Genomic DNA, 18,507 nt, shown 5'->3' on the forward strand with positions numbered 1-18,507 from the left:
AAGAATCTTTGCGTGTTTGCGTTTAAGCCAATGAACCTGAAATAAATCGATCCTTGAGCGATTTGAGAGCATCCCTGAACTCAGTTGCTTTCTCAAACTCTAAATTTTTAGCAGCCTCTTTCATACGTTTTTCTACGCGTTTAATTTCAATTAACAAATCTGACTCAGATGTAATTTCGGTAGGACGTTCAGTCTTAGATTTAATGTTGCTACTTAAGTCTCGCTCAGAGTACACACCCTCGATCAAATCGCGTACACGTTTTTCAATGCCGACCGGGGTGATGTTATGTTCAGCGTTGAATTCAATTTGTTTTTGCCGCCGTCTGTTTGTTTCGTCAATAGCGCGTTGCATCGATCTAGTGATTGAATCGCCATACATAATGGCTCGCCCGTTAATGTGTCTTGCAGCACGGCCAATCGTTTGGATCAATGCGCGCTCAGAGCGCAGAAACCCCTCTTTATCCGCGTCCAGAATAGCTACAAGTGAGACTTCTGGAATATCTAATCCTTCCCTCAATAAATTGATACCCACCAAGACGTCAAACACTCTGAGTCTCAAATCTCGAATGATTTCGACGCGCTCCACCGTATCAATATCTGAATGTAGATAGCGCGCCGCAATTCCATTTTCAGCTAAAAAATCTGTTAGATCTTCCGCCATTCGTTTAGTCAGAGTAGTAACTAGGACACGCTCATGGATCTTGGCTCGAATACTGATCTCTGATAAGAGATCATCAACTTGATTAATTGCAGGTCGAACTTCCAATTGAGGATCTACAAGCCCGGTTGGTCGAACCATTTGCTCTACAACTTGTTGTTGTTTCGAACTCTCATAATGAGAGGGTGTTGCGGAAACGAAAATGGTTTGTGGCACTATTTGTTCAAACTCATCAAACCGCAAGGGTCTATTGTCTAGTGCCGAAGGCAATCTGAAGCCATAATTCACTAAATTTTCTTTTCGCGCTCTATCACCTTTATACATCCCACCAATTTGCGGTGCAGTGACGTGTGATTCGTCTATAAACATAATGGAATTTTTAGGTAGGTAATCGATTAAAGTTGGTGGGGGAGCGCCTTTTTCGCGGCCGGACAAGTGTCTCGAATAATTCTCAATACCCTTACAAAAGCCCATTTCGGTAAGCATCTCCAAATCAAAACGAGTGCGCTGCTCAATGCGCTGCGCTTCAACCAGAAGACTATCCTTTTGAAATTGAGCCATCCGCTCCCGCAGCTCCACCTTAATAGCCTCTATAGCCCTAAGAACGGTTGCTCTTGGCGTCACATAGTGGCTGGATGGGTAGACGGTATAGCGTTTCACCTTATTGATAATGTGGCCTGTAAGCGGATCAAATACCGATAGAGATTCAATTTCATCATCAAATAATGAAACCCGAATGGCATGTTCAGAATTTTCTGATGGAAAAATATCAACGACATCACCTCGCACCCTAAAAATACCGCGCTGAAAATCCATGTCGTTTCGTTCGTACTGCATCTCGGCAAGTCTTCGAATGATCTTACGTTGGCCAATTTCCTCACCCTCCACTAGATGGAGAATCATGCCGTGATAGTCAACTGGGTCTCCTATGCCATATATGCATGACACACTCGCGACAATGATCGAGTCATCGCGCTCGAGTAATGATTTGGTAGCAGATAACCGCATTTGCTCGATATGTTCGTTAATGCTCGAATCTTTTTCGATGAAAAGGTCTCGCGATGGGACATATGCCTCAGGTTGGTAGTAGTCGTAATAAGACACGAAATACTCAACTGCGTTTTTCGGGAAAAACTCCTTAAATTCGGAGTAAAGCTGTGCCGCTAAGGTTTTATTGGGTGCGATGATAATCGCAGGGCGCCCTGACCGAGCGATCACATTGGCCATCGTAAAGGTTTTCCCTGAGCCAGTCACCCCAAGCAATGTCTGATGCGACATCTGACTCGTTAAGCCGCTCAAAAGAGCCTCTATGGCCTCTGGTTGATCTCCTGCGGGTTCGAATAGCTGATTAAGTAAAAATGGACTATTGGGGAATCTGATAAAGTTTTCTGTGGACAAAATCTCGTGAGCCTTGTTTCTTGTGGAATTAGCATAAACACGTGCGGTACAATTACGCCCGTTAATTTCTAACGTATATCTTAATAACGACCAGTATATGACGACTTCAGCTTTTAGCGGTGTTGAATTAGCGCCGAGTGACCCTATTTTAGGGCTTACCGAACTTTTCAAGGTAGATACTAACCCTAACAAGGTTAATTTAGGCGTTGGGGTCTACTACGATGACAAAGGCTTGGTACCTTTGCTTGAATGCGTTAAGTCGGCTGAAACACGAATTGTGGCTAAACAAGCCGCCCGTCCTTATCTACCCATTGATGGAAACGCAAATTATGGCAAGTTGGTTCAAGCACTTCTTTTTGGAGCAGACTCCAAGGCTTTGAGCGCTAACCGAATCGTCACGGCGCAAACTTTAGGTGGCACGGGCGCTCTTAAAGTTGGAGCGGATTTCTTAAAGCAAGCGGTGGGTTGCTCTGATGTTTGGATCTCTGATCCAAGCTGGGAGAATCATCGGGGTATCTTTCAAAATGCTGGTCTCAAAGTTAACCTTTATCCCTACTATGATGCAGATACGGGAGGTGTTGCGTTTGACCGTATGGTGGAACAACTTAAAAAACTCCCAAAACAATCCGTGGTTCTACTGCACGCTTGTTGTCACAACCCTACAGGTGTAGATTTAGATACGAAACAGTGGAAGATAATTGCTGAGCTCATCGTTGAGCAAGCATTAATTCCATTCCTAGATATTGCGTATCAAGGCTTTGGTGCGTCGCTTGAAGAAGATGGTTTCGCTGTGCGTCTTTTCACGGAACGCTGCGAAACCTTAGTTATTTCCAATTCGTTCTCAAAATCATTTTCTCTGTATGGAGAGCGTATCGGTGGCCTGTCGATTGTCTCTAGTTCTGCTGAGGAAGCAAAGCGGGTACAGAGCCAGTTAAAACGCCTCATACGTACCAATTACTCGAACCCACCGATCTATAGTGGTGCAATAGTCGAAACGGTGCTTGCTGATCCAGATCTTAGGAACCAGTGGGATGGCGAACTTGGAGGCATGCGAGAGCGTATTAAGCGCATGAGATTAGAATTGTCGGAAAATATTACTAAACTCTGTCCGGATGTTGATTTTTCGTTTATCGCGAGGCAGCAAGGTATGTTTTCCTACACAGGGCTAAGCCGTGAGCAGGTGGTTAGGCTTAGAGAGGAGTGCTCAATTTATGCCATCGAAAGTGGTCGAATTTGTGTTGCAGCCCTCAATTCAAAAAATATTGGTTTAGTCTCAGAAGCCATAGCTAAAGTCATTACCTAATCACTCTAGTTGACCAACCCACTGCGAAACACTACTATGCCTTCCAATTCCTCGATAGCTCAGTCGGTAGAGCAACTGACTGTTAATCAGTGGGTCCCTGGTTCGAGTCCAGGTCGAGGAGCCAACTAGAATAAGGGTTTCAAGGCGATTTTGCTCTGAAGCCGTTTTTAGTTTTTACTCCATGTATCGACTATGTATTGGTTGCAAGGCTATGAATCAACGCCAATTCGATCAATGGAGGTCAAACAAGCTGAATCAACAAAAATAATCCCATGTCATTTAAAACGACATTCCTATAATGGGATAATCCTCCAATATCAAAGGCATATATGGCTTGGATCATTACAAAATATCTATTAACAGCCGGAATGGTTGTATTCATTTCCGAGATAGCTAAGAGAAGCGATAGGCTAGGTGGTTTTATTGCGGCATTGCCCTTGATGACGCTTCTTACCCTTGTATGGCTCTATATAGAGAATCAGCCTGAAGAAAAGATAGCAAACCACGCTTATTACACCTTCGGGTATGTGATTCCAACATTACCTATGTTCCTATTGTTTCCATACTTGCTTCCAAAGCTAGGATTCTGGATGACGATGGGTGCGTGTGTCGTGACGACAGTTATCTGTTTTGGCTTATTTGCTTTGCTGATGAAGAGCTTTGGAATTAATCTGCTTTAGGTAATGGCAGTTATTGGCCATAAGCAGCCCTTCAATACCTAAAGACCATAATTTATTGGGGCTGCCATAGAAAATGTGTAGAGTTTGCTTGCACACTTTTTAGACTGATCCAAAAACTGTCACTTCATAAAGTAAATTTCAAATTACCGTGAAATATCTTCTAGCGCTTGACCAAGGCACTTCCAGCTCCCGTAGCATTGTGTTTGCGCCAGACGGCCATATTGTGAGCATGGCCCAACAAGAGTTTCGACAAATTTATCCGCATCCAAGTTGGGTTGAGCATGACCCAATTGAGATTTGGTCTAGCCAACTCGCCACCATGCGTGCAGCTTTAAATAATGCCAATATCCGCGCAGAGGACATTGCTTGTATTGGCATTACCAACCAACGAGAAACAACCGTGGTCTGGAATCGCAAAACTGGTCAGCCCATTTATAACGCTATAGTTTGGCAAGACAGACGTGCAGAACCTGTTTGCGCCAAGTTACGCCAAGAAGGAAAAGACAAACTTGTGCAATCCAAAACAGGTTTGGTGATCGATGCCTATTTTTCTGGAACTAAATTGCAATGGATATTGAACAACGTACACGAAGCGCGTGACATGGCTGCAAAAGGAGAACTTGCATTTGGCACAGTAGACACATGGTTGATCTGGAACTTAACGAAAGGTCTTGTGCATGCGACCGATGTGAGCAATGCTTCTCGTACCATGCTTTTAAATGTTCACACCAACAAGTGGGACAGTGAACTCATGTCTATGTTACATATCGATAGCAACTTGATGCCCTTGGTGCAAGCATCATCTAGCGACTTTGGCAGCATAGATTCTGAATGGCTTGGCTACCCATTACCTATTGGCGGTGTTGCAGGTGACCAGCAAAGCGCATTGTTTGGCCAAGCATGTTGGCATGAGGGTCAAGCAAAAAATACTTACGGCACAGGTTGCTTTATGTTGATGCATACAGGCAATCAATTCCAAACGAGCTACAACGGACTGATCACCACCAGTGCGGCGCAAACCACTAGCCAACTTGAGTTTGCTTTCGAAGGCAGTGTTTTTATCGCTGGCGCCGTTGTGCAATGGTTACGAGACGGTTTGAATGCTTTTAAAAATAGCGCAGACATTGAGACGCTTGCGCAAACAGTGTCAGACGCCGATGGAGTCGTCATAGTGCCAGCATTCACAGGCTTAGGAGCTCCTTACTGGAATGCGGATGCGCGTGGGACGATTGTGGGCATCACCCGCGGTACGACGATAGCGCACTTTGCGCGAGCTGCTCTGGACAGCATCGCATTTCAAAGTGCTGCGCTGTTACAGGCCATGAGTAAAGATGCTGTTCAACATGGTGGCGCTCCCGTTCGGGAATTACGGGTCGATGGTGGTGCTTGCTCCAATAACCTGCTTATGCAAATACAAGCAGATTTATTGGGTATCCCCGTCATTCGTCCTGCTGTGATTGAGACTACCGCTCTTGGCGCAGCTTATTTGGCGGGACTGCAATGCGGCATTTTCGGTGACTTAAATGCGCTCGAAAAGCAATGGAAGATTGATCGCATATTTGAACCGCAGATTTCTCGTGATGAAGCGCAGCATCGTATGACTGAGTGGGAACGTGCGGTGGGTCGGGCAGTTGCACATTAATTCCGCCGGACTGCAACACCAATCACTCTGAAATAACTTGTGGATTACTCACCGTCCATCGTACTACCAACAAACATAAAGAACTGGATAACATTGCATCACACTACTCCCTTTATTTTTTATTGTTGTGGTTTTAGAGCTTGTGCCAAATTCAACAAAAAAACCCATTAAATGGGGCTTTTTTATGGAGCGCAATAGTGTTCAGTTTGTGCGAGGGACTGTGTTACCAACAAAAATACTGCTCTCTCAATTTATTTAACACCTGCTTCATATCGCTGATCGGCACTACTTATTTTATTGAAAATGATCAATTTGGATTTGGCACCAACAACATGCGCCCAACTGAATCCAAATTAGTCGCTCGACCCGCGGAAAGCAAAACTGGCATCCTCAACAAGTCTCATTGCTTCGATCAAATCCGTACAGGCGATGGGCCGCGAAAAGTGGCGCAAATGGTGTGAAGCATCCCGAACTGTACGTTCGGCAATTGCTGCAATACTCTCACCACTGGCGATCTCTATTCCCGCCAACTCCCTCAGGTTTCGCGGCAGGCCAACGTCGGCCATGAACCCTCTCAGATCCCTCATCTCACCTGCGCTGGCACCTTCAATGACACGCTGGACGATCAAGCCATACGCGACCTGCTCACCATGCAATGCGTCTGCAAAATCAGGGGCGGCAGAAAGGCCTCGTGTCATAGCATGCGCAATCGACAGACCTCCTGACTCAAATGCCAAGCCAGAAAGTAGCACTGCGGCTTCAACGGTGCGCTCGAATGCGTCGGTCAACTGGCGGCTCGCAAAAGCGGTTAACGCGTGAACGGCATTTTCACGCAACGTGTGATAACACGCGTCAGCCATCACCTGAGCAAGCAATGGCGGGCGACCGCCGTAAAAATTCCGCCCATTGGCATCTCGACACTGGTTCGCCTCAAAATGCTTGCTCAAAGCATCGCCTATACCGGCAACAAAAAACCGCTTTGGCGCGCCCAGAATAAGGGTCGTGTCAACGATGACGGCGCAAGGGTTCAGCGCCATCATTCGAACGCCAGCAATCGCGTTTGACTCGTCGTAGATGACACTCAACCGACTGGTTGCCGCGTCATTCGAAGCAACGGTTGGCACAATCACAACCTCGTGCCCAAGGTCGGAAGCGACCGCCTTCGCCACATCCAGCGCCTTACCTCCACCAGCACCGATGACTACATCACATGCCGCCGACCGCCCAATCTGCGCCACACGGGCAATCTCGCTTGCCGTACACTGACCGCAGAACAGCACTACCTCAAGGTTCGGGAATGTCGGCCTCAAACTATTCTCGAGCGCATCACACACGACACTGTCTGTCAAAAGGATTGGTCTGCGCCCAAAATGAAGCGTTTCGGCCGCAAGGCTGTCAATTGCACCTGGGCCCTGCAAATACCGTCTAGGTCCCCCGAATATGCGAAGGTCAGAGTTCATGGTGTACGGCTTCCTTACCAAGCAACAAGTTAAACGACCATCAAGCCATCAGATAGCGACGCGCGTGGCGCAACGGGTCGAATCAATTGACTTTCGAACCTTCATCCAGAGACAGGTGCATGCTGGGCTCGAACAGTTCTCAAGATTTCTGCATGGGCACCGAGTAACCCCCTCTCGGCCACGAACCCAATCTTGTTGCTGACGAGGCTGTGCAGCCCTGCAAGCGCGTGAAACGGAACCGATGGCGCAAGGTGATGTTCCGCGTGATAAGGCATTTCCCAATAGAAGTAATGCAATATCGGGTTCACCAGAGTTGTGCGAGTATTGCGCAGCAAATCGGGGCTATCGTCTGTGGCCGTGTGTTCGGACATCCGCAGGACTCGCAAGAGAATTTCCCCCAGTATCCTGGGACCAACGATCAACACGAGCGGGGCCCATGGGTCCAGCGCCAATGCCGCTGCCACGAGGACAATGTACCCTGCGACACACCAGCGAAACTCCCGCACGATCCGGGCCGTCTCCCCAGCCGGCATAAAAAAGCGCTCGGCATCGTCAAAACGTCCAGTCACGCCTCGCATGTGATACGCCCAGCACATTTTCCAGAACCCGCGTGCAGACATGTCGAACGCGTATTGAGTAACAGAATTTGGCAAATTCACCCGGTCCGGGTCCAGTTTCAAATGCTGTGTATAGGTGTGGTGGGACGTGTGGCGGTAGCGGAAATATAGAAACGGCCGATAAACCAAGAACCCGGTAATTCGGCCAACCACGTCATTCAGCCAACGGGTTCTAAAGGCTGTACCGTGTGCACACTCATGCAGCGGCCCGAACAACAGCGCAACCAAACAGCCAAATATTGCCATGAGCGGCCACACCCATGCGGTTTGATGAAAGTCCCAAAGCAGCAAACCCGAGCCGACAATCGCTACGGTGTGGACGACAAGCCTGACGATTCCTGGCATGTCTTTGCGATGCCTCAATTGCTTGAGCAGGCTGCTGGGAATGATTTCATGACCCCGCAAGGGCCAATCCTGCGTTCCCCAAGTACCTGCTGGTCCCGGTGACGATGTAACTTCAGTTATCACTCTGCTCCTTCACTTCGGTTGACGATGGAGTCAATTCACACACCTTGTTGTGTCGCATCATTACTGACCCAACTTAACACAAATTTGATCTCCTTTGAGTTTGACTTCGTAGGTGGCCAGTGCCTCAGTAGCCGGAGCGCCAAGGGCTTTGCCACTGGCCACATCAAACAGCCCTTGGTGCAGAGGGCATTCGATCGTTCCACCATCGAGATAACCATCCGACAAACAAGCGTTGCCATGGGTGCAGACGTCGCTGGTCACAAAAAAAGTCCCTTTGATCCGGAACACGGCGAGTGGCGTACCTTGAACGACAACACCTTTCACATCATTGTCGGGAACATCTGACGTTGCGGCGACCGCAGTCCAGCCACCATCCAAATCATTGCTCATTTTCACTGTCCCTCTAAAATTCGCTGACTCAGTCCCAAAAAAACTCTCGCCGACCACCATCCATAGGTATCGTTGCGCCGTTGATGTAGGCGGCTTGACTAGAACAGAGAAACGCCACCAAGGCGCCTACCTCTTCCGCTTTGCAAAAACGCCCCGTCGGGTTTTGACTGACAATCGTATTGTGGATAGATTTTGGGGCGGCAGTCAACAGGTCTGTGAGTATGAACCCGGGCGCGAGGGCATTGACCGTGATGCCATGTGCGGCAACTTCTTTCGCCAGATTCTGCGTCAACCCGGAGATAGCCGCTTTCGCTGCGGTGTAGTCACAGATACCGGCGCGCCCACCCGAAAGAAAATGGCTCGAAGAGAGGTTCACAATACGGCCCCAACCTGCGATCTTCATTTGGCGAATGGCATGCTTGCTGCAAACGACAGTACTGCGCAAATGGACCCGAATGGCACGGTCAAACACCTCCATGTCCATTTCATCAATATGACGCTGGGCACCGGGCAAGCCCGCATTGTTGACAAGAATATCCAGCCGTCCAAAGTGATTGACTGCGCGCTCAACCATGGTCGTCACAGCTGACTCGTCGCTTGAGTCGCAGGCATGACTGAGCGCTTCGACGCCGCGCTCACCGACTTCGGTCGCCGCCTTCTGTGCCCGTTCAGCGTCGATATCGTTGATCATGACCTTGACGCCCTCGTCGGCTAAAGCTTGCGCTTGTGCCAGCCCCAAACCCCGACCCGCACCAGTGATCAAAGCTACTCGTCCCTTCAGCCCAAATTCCATGGTTTCCCCTTGTTAGGTATGATTCATATTGTCGCGCCAACCATGAATGCGGTGGTGAATCGGTGCCAATGATTGTTGAATTTCCTTGTAGATATCGAAACCTTCGGCGTATACCTGCATCGTTGCAGGATTGGGAACCGTTTTCTCCACCACCCGAACCGTTTGATTCACCGCAGTGATTGCGTCAGGGAACACACCGACACCAATTCCGGCGATCAATGCCGCGCCGTACGATGCGTCTGCCGACGAAGGCAACTCAAGTTCTAGCGCCAAAACGTCCGCTAATATTTGGCGCCACATGGCACTTTTCACGCCGCCACCGGTAAGGCGAGCCGACCTAATATCCCCCACTTTGACACGGAGGGTGTCCAGGCAATCCCGCAATGAATAAGCGATCCCCTCGTACAGGGACCGCACCAAATGACCAGGCCCGTGCTCAAAACCCAAGCCGACGTAACTGCCACGCAACAACGGATCCCAGTAGGGCGTACGCTCACCGTTCAAGTATGGATGGAAAAACAATCCAGCACTGCCAGGCCCCACATCGGAGGCAAGAGCATCCATCGTTCCGTATGTCACCGGGCCGCCAGCATGCGACGATCCAAGCATGCCACCAACCACCTGGTCGCGTAACCAGCGATGCGATGACGCGCAGGCGTTGGTGGCTGTAATGGTGTACCAATGGTCAGGCACTACATGAAAATAGTTGAAGACCGTCTGATCAGCGGGAGGATTCTGTGTCAAGACGCTGACAGTACCAGCGGTAGCTAACTTGACAACTGCCTGTCCGCGCCGCGTCATGCCCGCTGCAAAGGTCTCTGCTGCAGTGTCCGAAGTACCGCACACCACGGGCGTGCCGATGACTAAGCCTGTCGCGTCTGCAGCGGTGGAGGTTACCACGCCCACGACTTCCGTAGTCGCCTTAACGGGCGGCAAGGTGTCGCGATCCCAACCAATCAGATCGCACAACTCGGTTGACCACTCGTTGCGTTGGCTGTCATACATCAGCGTTCCCTGTGCATCCACCGGGTCCGTTTCCCAGGTCCCCGTCAGGCGCGAGCGCAGCCAATCCTTTGCCAGATACAGGCGATGCGTTGCGGCAGCCACCCCCGGCTCGTGATTGCAGACCCATGCCATCTGAGGCAGTGTCCAAGTCGTACTGCACCGATTGTGTGCGATCTGCAAGATGCGCTCGTCCGCCTTATCACGCAACAGTGCCACTTCGTCACGGCTACGCTGGTCATTCCACATGATGGCACGGCGCAGTACGCGTCCACTCGCATCTTCCAGCACCTGGGTATGAGCCCCGGCAGTTAGCGACACAGCCTCGATCGCCGACGGATCAACGCCAGACGAGGCAATCGCTTGTTTGACAGATGAGCAAAGCGCACGCCACCAATCTGCTGGATCCTGTTCGCTCCATCCGGGATACGGTGCATGATTAATAACAGCCTCAGTTGCAGCACCAAAGACAATACCGTCGGACGCGACCAAGATGGCCTTTAGGGACCCGGCACCCAAGTCAATGCCAAGCATGATTGCTTGTTGTCTCGCCATTAAATTCAGTTCCTGTCTTCGGAACCGAGCACGTGTCTGACAGCCGCCATAACAGGCAGGTGGTACACGCAGGCCTGCGCACACAGCTCTGCCTCCGGTTTGACTTGAAGCGATGCCCGAACCTCATGGTCCAATACGATAAGCCCGTCCAGAACGGACATCGCCAACAACGAGAGCCCCGACGGCAAATCTGACTCGAGCGGTGCTTTCGACGCGGATGGCCAGGCATCGCGGCATGGGCTTGGGCACAACGCGCACATTCTGAGCGTTAGTCCGATATCGGGTTGCATTTCAGGTTTGTTGCTTGAGTTCATGTTCTAGTTCTCGCCAATTCAAAGCCCCAACTTGCCGGGGTTCAAGATCGAATGTGGGTCCAGCGCCTTTTTAACTCGGCGCAGGACGTTGAGACCGCCAATGCCAATGTCCTGCGCCATCCAGTCTGATCGAAAGTATCCGACTCCGTGGTGATGACTTATCGAACCACCGTGCTCGAAACACAGCGCATGAACTATCTCCCACAGCCTTGCGTGAATAACAAGCGCATCTTCGTCTGGCATTGCCGGTAGCCTAAACGTCATGTACTGACATGCACCTTCCGCATATGCGTGGGACCAATGCGTACCAAAGAAAAGCGATGAATGCAGCGCGGTGACCGCATCTCGCATTGCGGCATGCATCGCCTCCAGCCGCGACCAAGGCGCAGACACTTCGATCGTGTCCTGATAGTTGTACGCGGCCTGCGCCTCTACAGAGTGAGACTGAAACCGGTGCCTCTCCCATTCGTCAAAAAGACCATTCGATCCCACGATAGCGCCATGCTGTAGCGCGATATCGCGCGCCAGGCCATACTCGGCCTCCACCAACCGCGAATCGCCGTGGAACTCCAGAAAGCACAGGATCGGATGTGCGTCAAAACCAGAGAGACCACGCACTTTCGTACGGCTCTCGGTCTCATCATGCAATCGGAAAATAGCTGGCCTGAGTTCCAATTGCAGCATCTTGCGACTAGCCTGCATTGCCTTGGCAAGACTGCCATACGCCAGAACCAAGGGCTGCTTTCGCGCAGGTACAGGGAACATTCTTAGCGAAAGCGATGTGATCACGCCGAGCGTGCCCTCCGACCCAACCAGCAAGTCCTGGAGACTAGGCCCAACAGCCCTTGGTGGCCCAGCCCGGACCTCGAAGTCATCGCCATTCGCCAATACAACCTTCATTCCACGCACCAATTGCTCGATCTTGCCATATCGTGTGGACTCCTGACCCGCTCCGCGACATGCTGCCCATCCCCCCACTGTCGACATCCGCAGAGACTGCGGATAGTGACCGCAGATGAATCCTCGTTGATTTAAAGCGCGCTCGAATTCGCCACCGTTCATACCAGCCTGCACATCGACCATGCCATCAATTTCATGCCACGCCAGAATCCGGTTCATCCGCTTGAGGTCGAGCATGATCTCGCCGTGTAAGGGCAAGGTTGCACCAAGTACGCCTGATCCAGCGCCATAGGGGATCAAAGGAACCTGCGCCGCATTGGCCAACCGAAGCAGGGTTCTGACCTCCTCGTGGTTTGCCGGTGCCACGACCGCGACCGGCAGATCAAATGGCAATTTGCCTCGGCGGATATGGAACGCCCCCCAAGGCAGCCGATCGCGCGCATAACACAGGCGGGTCGGAAAATCCACATGCACGTTTTCGCTGCCGATCTCGGCACGCATCTCCGCAATCACGCCGGGATAGTTGCCGCTCCTGGCTTGGGCATCAGCGAAGGTGATTGAGCGGTCAATCCCGCCGCGCTTTTGTTGGTTGAAAACGGCTTCGGTCATCTCTGAAACCAATCCCTCCGCTGGTAATCGAAGTAATTTGACATGAGAAGTCCGAAACTCCGCTCCGGCGACTTCGCGGGTGAAATGCCTAGGTCAAGAGACTGAATTCGTATTGGGTAATCGCGCAAACGTTTCTTCATGCTCTGAAATTTATCTCTTAGCTGGCCTAACGTCAAGAAAACTATTTTTTGCGCTTATAGTCAGCTTACAAGAATTATAGTTTTCAAAATTTACCTCTTTAGTAATCTGCCGCCAGCCAGTAGCCCGGAGCTCATGTGAGTTTTTTTTCTGACTTGGCGTCAAACACGTGCAGTGAACGTGCACGTGGTTGTAGCCAAATCACATTCCGCAAACGTTTTTTCAAAAATTCCCATTTGGTAGGAAGCCATGAACATACTGGGCTATTTTTTCGTATGAACGGCGGATTAAAAAGGCGCCAGTTGACAGCGGCGTAACCGGGTACCGATCCCAGAAACAATTAAGTAAAACTCTAGCTCACAAAAAAAAGAGCCACATAGACGGCCCTTTTTTTCTATTGTTTTAGCTCATAGTGGCTGTTAGTACGGCCGGGACCCATAAGACCATGCGCTTTAATTGGTGGATAGGCGCGAATCGCTTCCTCCACGGGCTCGGTACCCCATCCAGGCCGATCAGAAATAACGAGATGACCATGTTCGTATTCTGGTGTATGCGTGAATAGCTCGTGATCCCACGCAATACGGTCTATATCGACCTCCATGATTCTAAGGTTAGGGACCGCAGCACAAAAATGAGCGTTCATCATCGTGCATAAATGTCCGTAGAAATTGTGGCATGCGACGTTGACCTCGTGTGCTTCAGCAACTGCAGCAATTTTCATAGACTGCCACACGCCATTCCAAGGGGTATCAATGATGGCTACATCCAACGCTTGTCGTCGCAAGAATGGCAAAAATTGCTGCACGCCGATGAGCGTCTCACAGGAGGCAATCGGATGAGGACTGCGTGATCGAATGTACGCGAGCGCGTCCGGGTCACGTGTATCAAGTTCTATCCAAAACATGTCCAAATCTTCAATTTCACGCAAAATCTTGAGGTACCCCTCGGTTTTTGCGTTGAAGTTTAGATCTAATAGGATGTCAATATCAGGGCCCGCCTCTTCACGTATCGTCTCAAGGTGTTCTCGGAGACCGTTGAGTATTTTTCGATCAACGTTTAATTCTGGTACGAACGGATAACCAAATCCAGGTGACCATCCCATTATTTTATTATCTTCGTAGCGCCAAATATTTGTTTTTACGGCGCTAAAACCTTTTGCAATCGCTTCACGAGAGATAGCCCTAACGCCTTGTTGATCAGTAATGGTAGGTGAGTAGTGAGGTATTCGGCCTGCTCGCCAAGTGACAAAATGCGACCAATACACGCGTAATCGGTCTCGAATTTTTCCACCGAGGAGTTCGTAACATGGAAGCCCTAGCGTTTTTGCCTTGGCATCAAGCAACGCATTTTCAATGGCACCAAGCGCTTGTCCAACAACCCCTCCTGCTCCTGGTCGTGTCATACAGAATAGATCTTCGCGAATTCGTTCATGATGCATGACGGATTTACCAATTACTCGAGGCGCTAATTGTTCAATCACCGCACCAACCCCAGGCGATCCAAATCCCTCATCAAATTCACTCCAGCCAACAACGCCATCGTCGGTGGTCAATTTAACGAAGTAATAATTGCGCCATCCAGCACTGCAAGATAGTGTTTTGAGTGTGACGACATTCGTTGAATTAGTCATTATTATCTCAATATTTAGTTGATTGTTATTATGAATCGTAACAGTTAATCTTTTGTAATTTACAATACGACTTTAACTTTTACGATATGTTAATTGCATCTCCTATGAACAATATGAACACATAAAGTCAGCGCTTAATAGCGAAGCGTATTGGGCCAGATACCTAAAGCTGGCAACACACACTTTTATTTTATTTTATTTTGGCAATCGCATTAACGAAGACACTAATCGAGGTTGAGACTTCCGTGAAAAATTCTACAGATAAAAAAGGAACAGTGCTGGTTTCTGGCGTTGGCTCCTCAAATGGGTTAGGTGCCGCAATAGCCAGAAAATTTTCACAAGGAGGCTACCCTGTTGTAATTGCTGGACGGAGCAAAGAGAAACTACAAAAAACCTTGGGCGAACTAATGGCTAATGGAGTAACAGCTAAGATGATCATCACTGATGTGACGGATGCCGCATCGGTTAAAAAACTCGTCGATAAAGCCGAGTCTCTGGCTCCGATCGCAGTCGCCGTCCACAATGCCGGCGGTAATAATTGGGCTCCATTTTTAGAGGTCACAGAGGAATCCTTCACGACGCACTGGCGTGAGCATACCTTAGGCTCATTTCTCCTCGCTCAGGCTGTTCTACCGCACTATATCGATCGATCATGCGGTACTTTGATATTAACTGGGGCGTCCGGCAGCTTGCGAGGGAAAGCCAAATTTGCCCCCTTCTCTGCCGCAAAAGGGGGCGTTAGAAACTTAGCACAAAGTTTATCGAGAGAATTTGGTCCGAAGAACATCCACATTGGACACGTCATTATTGATGGTGGAATTAATGGCGAACGATTGAATCGAAAAGCCCCACAACTCAAGGCCGAGCGCGGGGAAGATGGTATGCTCAACATCGAGGCCATTGCTGAAGCTTATTGGTTTTTGCATCACCAGCACAGAAGTGCCTGGACACTTGAGCTCGATCTTAGACCTTGGTCTGAGTCTTTTTAACCATCAGGTCACAAAGTAAGTACGGATAGATCATTGCCTCAGTGGCTCCTCAATTAATTGTGAACTGATATGGTGAAATCTCAGTTGAAGGATGCCAGATCATGAGAATTTTTACGTTTCAATCTGAAAGTTATCAATCTCAATCTTAATACGTTTTATGCCAAGTCTAATTAGGATCATTAAAGCAATGTTACGTCGATAGAGCCACTAAGGAACGGTATGCCAATTATTCGAGTTGTAGTCCCAGAGAGAACATCGTTAGAAATAAAACACAAAATACGCACAGATATCAAAGACGCAGTGTTACGCACACTTGCACCTAAAGAAACAAAGTACGATTACGTGTCTATCTCTGAAGCTTTGGGAGTTGTTGGTGATGGATTACCGGTTGTTGATGTTGACTTAAGGCCTGGTCGCAGTCCTGAACGTAAGAAGGCACTTGTTGATGAGATCTCTCGCATATTGTTTAAAGAATTAAACATCAAAGAAGAGGACATCTATGTGTTGTTTAGAGAGAACCCGGCCGAGAATCACTACACGGGTGGGACTCCCCTACCAGAATGGAAACCTGCGAGCGAATTAACCTAACTAGACCTCAAGAGACCCGTATAGTAGGTTCAAAAAAAGATGCCCTCGCCTTGCTGCGAATCCCAAGGTTTCAGCTTTTGCATAATGACTGCAAACTGTTCTGACTCAATAAATTGCTGGAGCCATACGTGCAGTAACGCCCAATTCTGCCTATCAAACCACGTTGGATCTGCGATACGAAATTGACGTACAAAAGGAAGACTCGCAATATCGAGAAACCCTTGCTTCTGCCCTGACACAAATGGGTGTTCATCTAACCGTTCATTAATGCGTTGAAGAAACGCGGTGCCAATTGAACGATGTCTCAAAACCGCGTCGCCGTTCAAAGCATAGCGACTCGCGTACTTGTATCGATCTAAGGCATCCTTAAAGGTACCATCCAACTCGGTTAAGAACGCTTTGGAGTAGTCAGCTTCAGCAACCAGCACCTGGCACCAATCATCAGGATCACTCTGTTTGAGTGCCCAACGCATAATATCTAAACTCTCCTCAAGGATTTTTCCGTCAGGCAACTTAAGTACCGGAACCGTGGCTTTCTCACTATCTTCGATAAACTCAGGAGGTTTATCCTGTAATAAGATTTCCCTGAGATACACAGAGATACCGCTGCGTTTAATCGCTAACCGCGTACGCATTGCGTAGGGGCAACGACGAAATGTCCACAGAATCGGTAAGTTTTGATCAGTCATTAAGCTTATTGATAGACCTACACCGGGCCCACGTTAAATACGTGCGTGTAAGAGTTGTAAAATAGTGCATAGCCGCCTATTTCCTTAAAAGTGAATGTCTTGACCACTTGAATAACAACAGTGACGATAAGGCATTTTCAAATAAGTCCAAGTATACTATCCGATACAGATCGCTCGAATAATTGTGCTTGGGCATGTTATTTCTATTTGGTTAAATCAATTAAATCACCAATGATTTCTAGCTACTTAATTTCGCCTTTTAAGGAAGCAGTTAGTTGAAATGATCAAATATCTGATCATGCTCACGGTATCCATCACATGCATACTGGTGACACCTCCTTCTGCCCAAGCTGATGATTGGTCCCCTGTATTGACCCTGGAAAATGGAGATCAGATTCTGTGGAAGTTGCATCAAGTTGAGAAATTTAAAGATCGATTTCTCGTTGCTGAACTACGAGAGTTATCACAGGTTTACGAAGGTGTTAAATCCCTTGTTACGCACTTTGAAATAGATTGTCGCGGAGAGCGCATACGAGAACTTTCATATGATTATTATAAAAAATCAGGAGCTGTTGATTTGATTAAGACGGAGGAGATCAAAACTAACAGACAAAGATGGGCCTACTCACAATGGAACGAGTATGTGAAATTTATGACAGGCTATTTTTGTCACTAACCAGGAGATACCAATGCTTACCCCACATAGGTGCAAATTATCGCGCAATAACTTACTGAGGGCCGCTTTAATAGGAATATTTTTAGCAATGAGCACTCCTTCTCATGCCGCTTGTAACGAAGAAACTTTGGTGTGTAAGAATGTAACAATTTCAGATTTAATACAGCAAATAGAACGCTTGGAGATAGATAATGCCAAAATGAGGTACGACGTTGAAGATTTGCGCGATAAATTGAAAGTGACTGATAGAGAGCTGAGTCTGTGCATGGTCAACCTAAAAAATATAACGGTTGAGATGCGAACCTGTGGGAAATAAAACTATGCACAGAAGTATTATTTTTGATATCGAAGCTACAGATATTAAAGAACCCATACTGATAGAAGCTGCTTGGATTGAGCTTGAAAGCATTGACCCTTTTACGGTTGCTGACCCTTTTGTGCAGCGTTACAACCCTGGGAAGCGCATTTCCTTAGGCGCATTAGCTGTCCATCACATCATGGACGAAGAGTTGGTTGATTGCCCATCAGCGGCAAGTTTTGCTCTACCCGAACATGTGGACTTTATTATTGGGCATAACGTTGACTTCGACTGGGAAGTAATTGGTAAACCTGAAGTCAAACGTATTTGTACATTATCTTTAGCCCGGAAGTTATGGCCTAATTTAGACAGCCACAAGCAAAGCGCCCTACTCTACTACTTAGAGCGCAGCACAGCGCGTGAGCAGTTACGAAATGCCCATTCGGCAATCGTTGATGTGGGCATCTGCGCTGTAATCCTAAACCACATCTGCCAGCAACTAGGGGTAAAAACTGTGCAAGATTTATATGCTGAGTCTGAGAAAGCTAGAACACCAATCACCATGCCTTTTGGAAAACATAAAGGCGTATTGTTAGCAGATTTACCTAAGGACTATAAAGAGTGGTTACTTAGGAAAGGAGACATTGATCCTTACTTGCGACAGGCTCTGGATGTTTGAGGTTACATCCAGCAAGACGCTAATGCATCTC

18 protein-coding genes and 1 tRNA gene are annotated in these 18,507 nt (G+C 48.5%); 9 read left to right on the top strand and 10 right to left on the bottom strand.

Annotated elements, in window-relative coordinates; genetic code table 11:
- Window positions 1–22 precede the first annotated feature (22 nt).
- Complete coding sequence (gene uvrB / locus O3A65_04765; GenBank protein ID MDA1331784.1) at window positions 23–2,056, bottom strand: excinuclease ABC subunit UvrB; 2,034 nt, start codon at window positions 2,054–2,056, stop codon at window positions 23–25.
- A 97-nt stretch (window positions 2,057–2,153) separates the two neighbouring features.
- Here uvrB and O3A65_04770 point away from each other — a divergent pair, with 97 nt between their 5' ends.
- The 4 genes from O3A65_04770 (at window position 2,154) to glpK (ending at window position 5,681) form a co-directional block, all read left to right on the top strand.
- Window positions 2,154–3,359 carry an aspartate/tyrosine/aromatic aminotransferase gene (locus O3A65_04770; protein MDA1331785.1) on the top strand — a complete coding sequence of 402 codons (1,206 nt, stop codon included), beginning with the start codon at window positions 2,154–2,156 and terminating at the stop codon, window positions 3,357–3,359.
- Between the two features lie 48 nt (window positions 3,360–3,407).
- Window positions 3,408–3,483: transfer RNA gene (locus tag O3A65_04775), tRNA-Asn, on the top strand.
- A gap of 205 nt (window positions 3,484–3,688) precedes the next feature.
- Entirely contained in the window at window positions 3,689–4,039 is a 351-nt protein-coding gene (locus O3A65_04780) for a DUF3147 family protein (protein MDA1331786.1), read from the top strand.
- A 148-nt stretch (window positions 4,040–4,187) separates the two neighbouring features.
- Window positions 4,188–5,681, top strand: coding sequence for a glycerol kinase GlpK (gene glpK, locus O3A65_04785; protein MDA1331787.1), 1,494 nt, complete (start codon window positions 4,188–4,190; stop codon window positions 5,679–5,681).
- 353 nt (window positions 5,682–6,034) lie between these two features.
- On the opposite strand, the gene O3A65_04790 is transcribed toward glpK, so the two are convergent.
- The 8 genes from O3A65_04790 to O3A65_04825 form a co-directional block, all read right to left on the bottom strand.
- Window positions 6,035–7,141, bottom strand: a complete 1,107-nt coding sequence (locus tag O3A65_04790) for a glycerol dehydrogenase (GenBank protein ID MDA1331788.1) — start codon at window positions 7,139–7,141, stop codon at window positions 6,035–6,037.
- Window positions 7,142–7,242: 101 nt separating this feature from the next.
- Window positions 7,243–8,163 carry a fatty acid desaturase gene (locus O3A65_04795; protein MDA1331789.1) on the bottom strand — a complete coding sequence of 307 codons (921 nt, stop codon included), beginning with the start codon at window positions 8,161–8,163 and terminating at the stop codon, window positions 7,243–7,245.
- 123 nt (window positions 8,164–8,286) lie between these two features.
- Window positions 8,287–8,616, bottom strand: coding sequence for a non-heme iron oxygenase ferredoxin subunit (locus O3A65_04800; GenBank protein MDA1331790.1), 330 nt, complete (start codon window positions 8,614–8,616; stop codon window positions 8,287–8,289).
- Between the two features lie 28 nt (window positions 8,617–8,644).
- On the bottom strand, window positions 8,645–9,409 hold the full coding sequence (locus tag O3A65_04805; protein MDA1331791.1) for a glucose 1-dehydrogenase: 765 nt from the start codon (window positions 9,407–9,409) through the stop codon (window positions 8,645–8,647).
- Between the two features lie 12 nt (window positions 9,410–9,421).
- Complete coding sequence (locus O3A65_04810) at window positions 9,422–10,966, bottom strand: FGGY family carbohydrate kinase (GenBank protein ID MDA1331792.1); 1,545 nt, start codon at window positions 10,964–10,966, stop codon at window positions 9,422–9,424.
- 5 nt (window positions 10,967–10,971) lie between these two features.
- Entirely contained in the window at window positions 10,972–11,280 is a 309-nt protein-coding gene (locus O3A65_04815) for a hypothetical protein (protein MDA1331793.1), read from the bottom strand.
- A gap of 18 nt (window positions 11,281–11,298) precedes the next feature.
- On the bottom strand, window positions 11,299–12,681 hold the full coding sequence (locus O3A65_04820) for an FAD-binding oxidoreductase (GenBank protein ID MDA1331794.1): 1,383 nt from the start codon (window positions 12,679–12,681) through the stop codon (window positions 11,299–11,301).
- Between the two features lie 640 nt (window positions 12,682–13,321).
- Window positions 13,322–14,557 carry a mandelate racemase/muconate lactonizing enzyme family protein gene (locus tag O3A65_04825; protein ID MDA1331795.1) on the bottom strand — a complete coding sequence of 412 codons (1,236 nt, stop codon included), beginning with the start codon at window positions 14,555–14,557 and terminating at the stop codon, window positions 13,322–13,324.
- A gap of 245 nt (window positions 14,558–14,802) precedes the next feature.
- Between O3A65_04825 and O3A65_04830 the strand changes: the two genes are divergently transcribed.
- Both O3A65_04830 and O3A65_04835 read left to right on the top strand, forming a co-directional pair.
- Window positions 14,803–15,546 carry an SDR family NAD(P)-dependent oxidoreductase gene (locus O3A65_04830; GenBank protein ID MDA1331796.1) on the top strand — a complete coding sequence of 248 codons (744 nt, stop codon included), beginning with the start codon at window positions 14,803–14,805 and terminating at the stop codon, window positions 15,544–15,546.
- Between the two features lie 219 nt (window positions 15,547–15,765).
- Window positions 15,766–16,134: a tautomerase family protein gene (locus tag O3A65_04835; protein MDA1331797.1), complete on the top strand. Its 369-nt coding sequence runs from the start codon at window positions 15,766–15,768 to the stop codon at window positions 16,132–16,134.
- Window positions 16,135–16,163: 29 nt separating this feature from the next.
- On the opposite strand, the gene O3A65_04840 is transcribed toward O3A65_04835, so the two are convergent.
- Window positions 16,164–16,823 (bottom strand): glutathione S-transferase N-terminal domain-containing protein, encoded by a 660-nt coding sequence (locus O3A65_04840; protein MDA1331798.1) that lies wholly within the window; start codon window positions 16,821–16,823, stop codon window positions 16,164–16,166.
- Between the two features lie 280 nt (window positions 16,824–17,103).
- Between O3A65_04840 and O3A65_04845 the strand changes: the two genes are divergently transcribed.
- The 3 genes from O3A65_04845 to O3A65_04855 all read left to right on the top strand — a co-directional run bounded on the left by O3A65_04845 (window position 17,104) and on the right by O3A65_04855 (window position 18,476).
- Window positions 17,104–17,499: a hypothetical protein gene (locus O3A65_04845; GenBank protein MDA1331799.1), complete on the top strand. Its 396-nt coding sequence runs from the start codon at window positions 17,104–17,106 to the stop codon at window positions 17,497–17,499.
- Between the two features lie 88 nt (window positions 17,500–17,587).
- The gene (locus tag O3A65_04850) at window positions 17,588–17,815 is read left to right on the top strand and encodes a hypothetical protein (protein MDA1331800.1); all 228 of its coding nucleotides are present in this window, start codon (window positions 17,588–17,590) and stop codon (window positions 17,813–17,815) included.
- Between the two features lie 4 nt (window positions 17,816–17,819).
- Window positions 17,820–18,476 (top strand): DUF3820 family protein, encoded by a 657-nt coding sequence (locus O3A65_04855; protein MDA1331801.1) that lies wholly within the window; start codon window positions 17,820–17,822, stop codon window positions 18,474–18,476.
- The last annotated feature ends 31 nt before the right edge of the window (window positions 18,477–18,507 follow it).

This window comes from Pseudomonadota bacterium, from assembly GCA_027624715.1.
GTDB lineage: Bacteria > Pseudomonadota > Gammaproteobacteria > Burkholderiales > Eutrophovitaceae > Eutrophovita.

What these genes read in the sequence shown, in the direction of transcription:
- O3A65_04770 (MDA1331785.1), top strand. Translation starts at nt 2,154, where the DNA reads ATGACGACTTCAGCTTTTAGCGGTGTTGAATTAGCGCCGAGTGACCCT.
- O3A65_04780 (MDA1331786.1), top strand. Translation starts at nt 3,689, where the DNA reads ATGGCTTGGATCATTACAAAATATCTATTAACAGCCGGAATGGTTGTA.
- O3A65_04790 (MDA1331788.1), bottom strand. Translation starts at nt 7,141, where the DNA reads ATGAACTCTGACCTTCGCATATTCGGGGGACCTAGACGGTATTTGCAG.
- O3A65_04800 (MDA1331790.1), bottom strand. Translation starts at nt 8,616, where the DNA reads ATGAGCAATGATTTGGATGGTGGCTGGACTGCGGTCGCCGCAACGTCA.
- O3A65_04805 (MDA1331791.1), bottom strand. Translation starts at nt 9,409, where the DNA reads ATGGAATTTGGGCTGAAGGGACGAGTAGCTTTGATCACTGGTGCGGGT.
- O3A65_04810 (MDA1331792.1), bottom strand. Translation starts at nt 10,966, where the DNA reads ATGGCGAGACAACAAGCAATCATGCTTGGCATTGACTTGGGTGCCGGG.
- O3A65_04815 (MDA1331793.1), bottom strand. Translation starts at nt 11,280, where the DNA reads ATGAACTCAAGCAACAAACCTGAAATGCAACCCGATATCGGACTAACG.
- O3A65_04820 (MDA1331794.1), bottom strand. Translation starts at nt 12,681, where the DNA reads ATGCGTGCCGAGATCGGCAGCGAAAACGTGCATGTGGATTTTCCGACC.
- O3A65_04825 (MDA1331795.1), bottom strand. Translation starts at nt 14,557, where the DNA reads ATGACTAATTCAACGAATGTCGTCACACTCAAAACACTATCTTGCAGT.
- O3A65_04835 (MDA1331797.1), top strand. Translation starts at nt 15,766, where the DNA reads ATGCCAATTATTCGAGTTGTAGTCCCAGAGAGAACATCGTTAGAAATA.
- O3A65_04840 (MDA1331798.1), bottom strand. Translation starts at nt 16,823, where the DNA reads ATGACTGATCAAAACTTACCGATTCTGTGGACATTTCGTCGTTGCCCC.
- O3A65_04845 (MDA1331799.1), top strand. Translation starts at nt 17,104, where the DNA reads ATGATCAAATATCTGATCATGCTCACGGTATCCATCACATGCATACTG.
- O3A65_04850 (MDA1331800.1), top strand. Translation starts at nt 17,588, where the DNA reads ATGAGCACTCCTTCTCATGCCGCTTGTAACGAAGAAACTTTGGTGTGT.
- O3A65_04855 (MDA1331801.1), top strand. Translation starts at nt 17,820, where the DNA reads ATGCACAGAAGTATTATTTTTGATATCGAAGCTACAGATATTAAAGAA.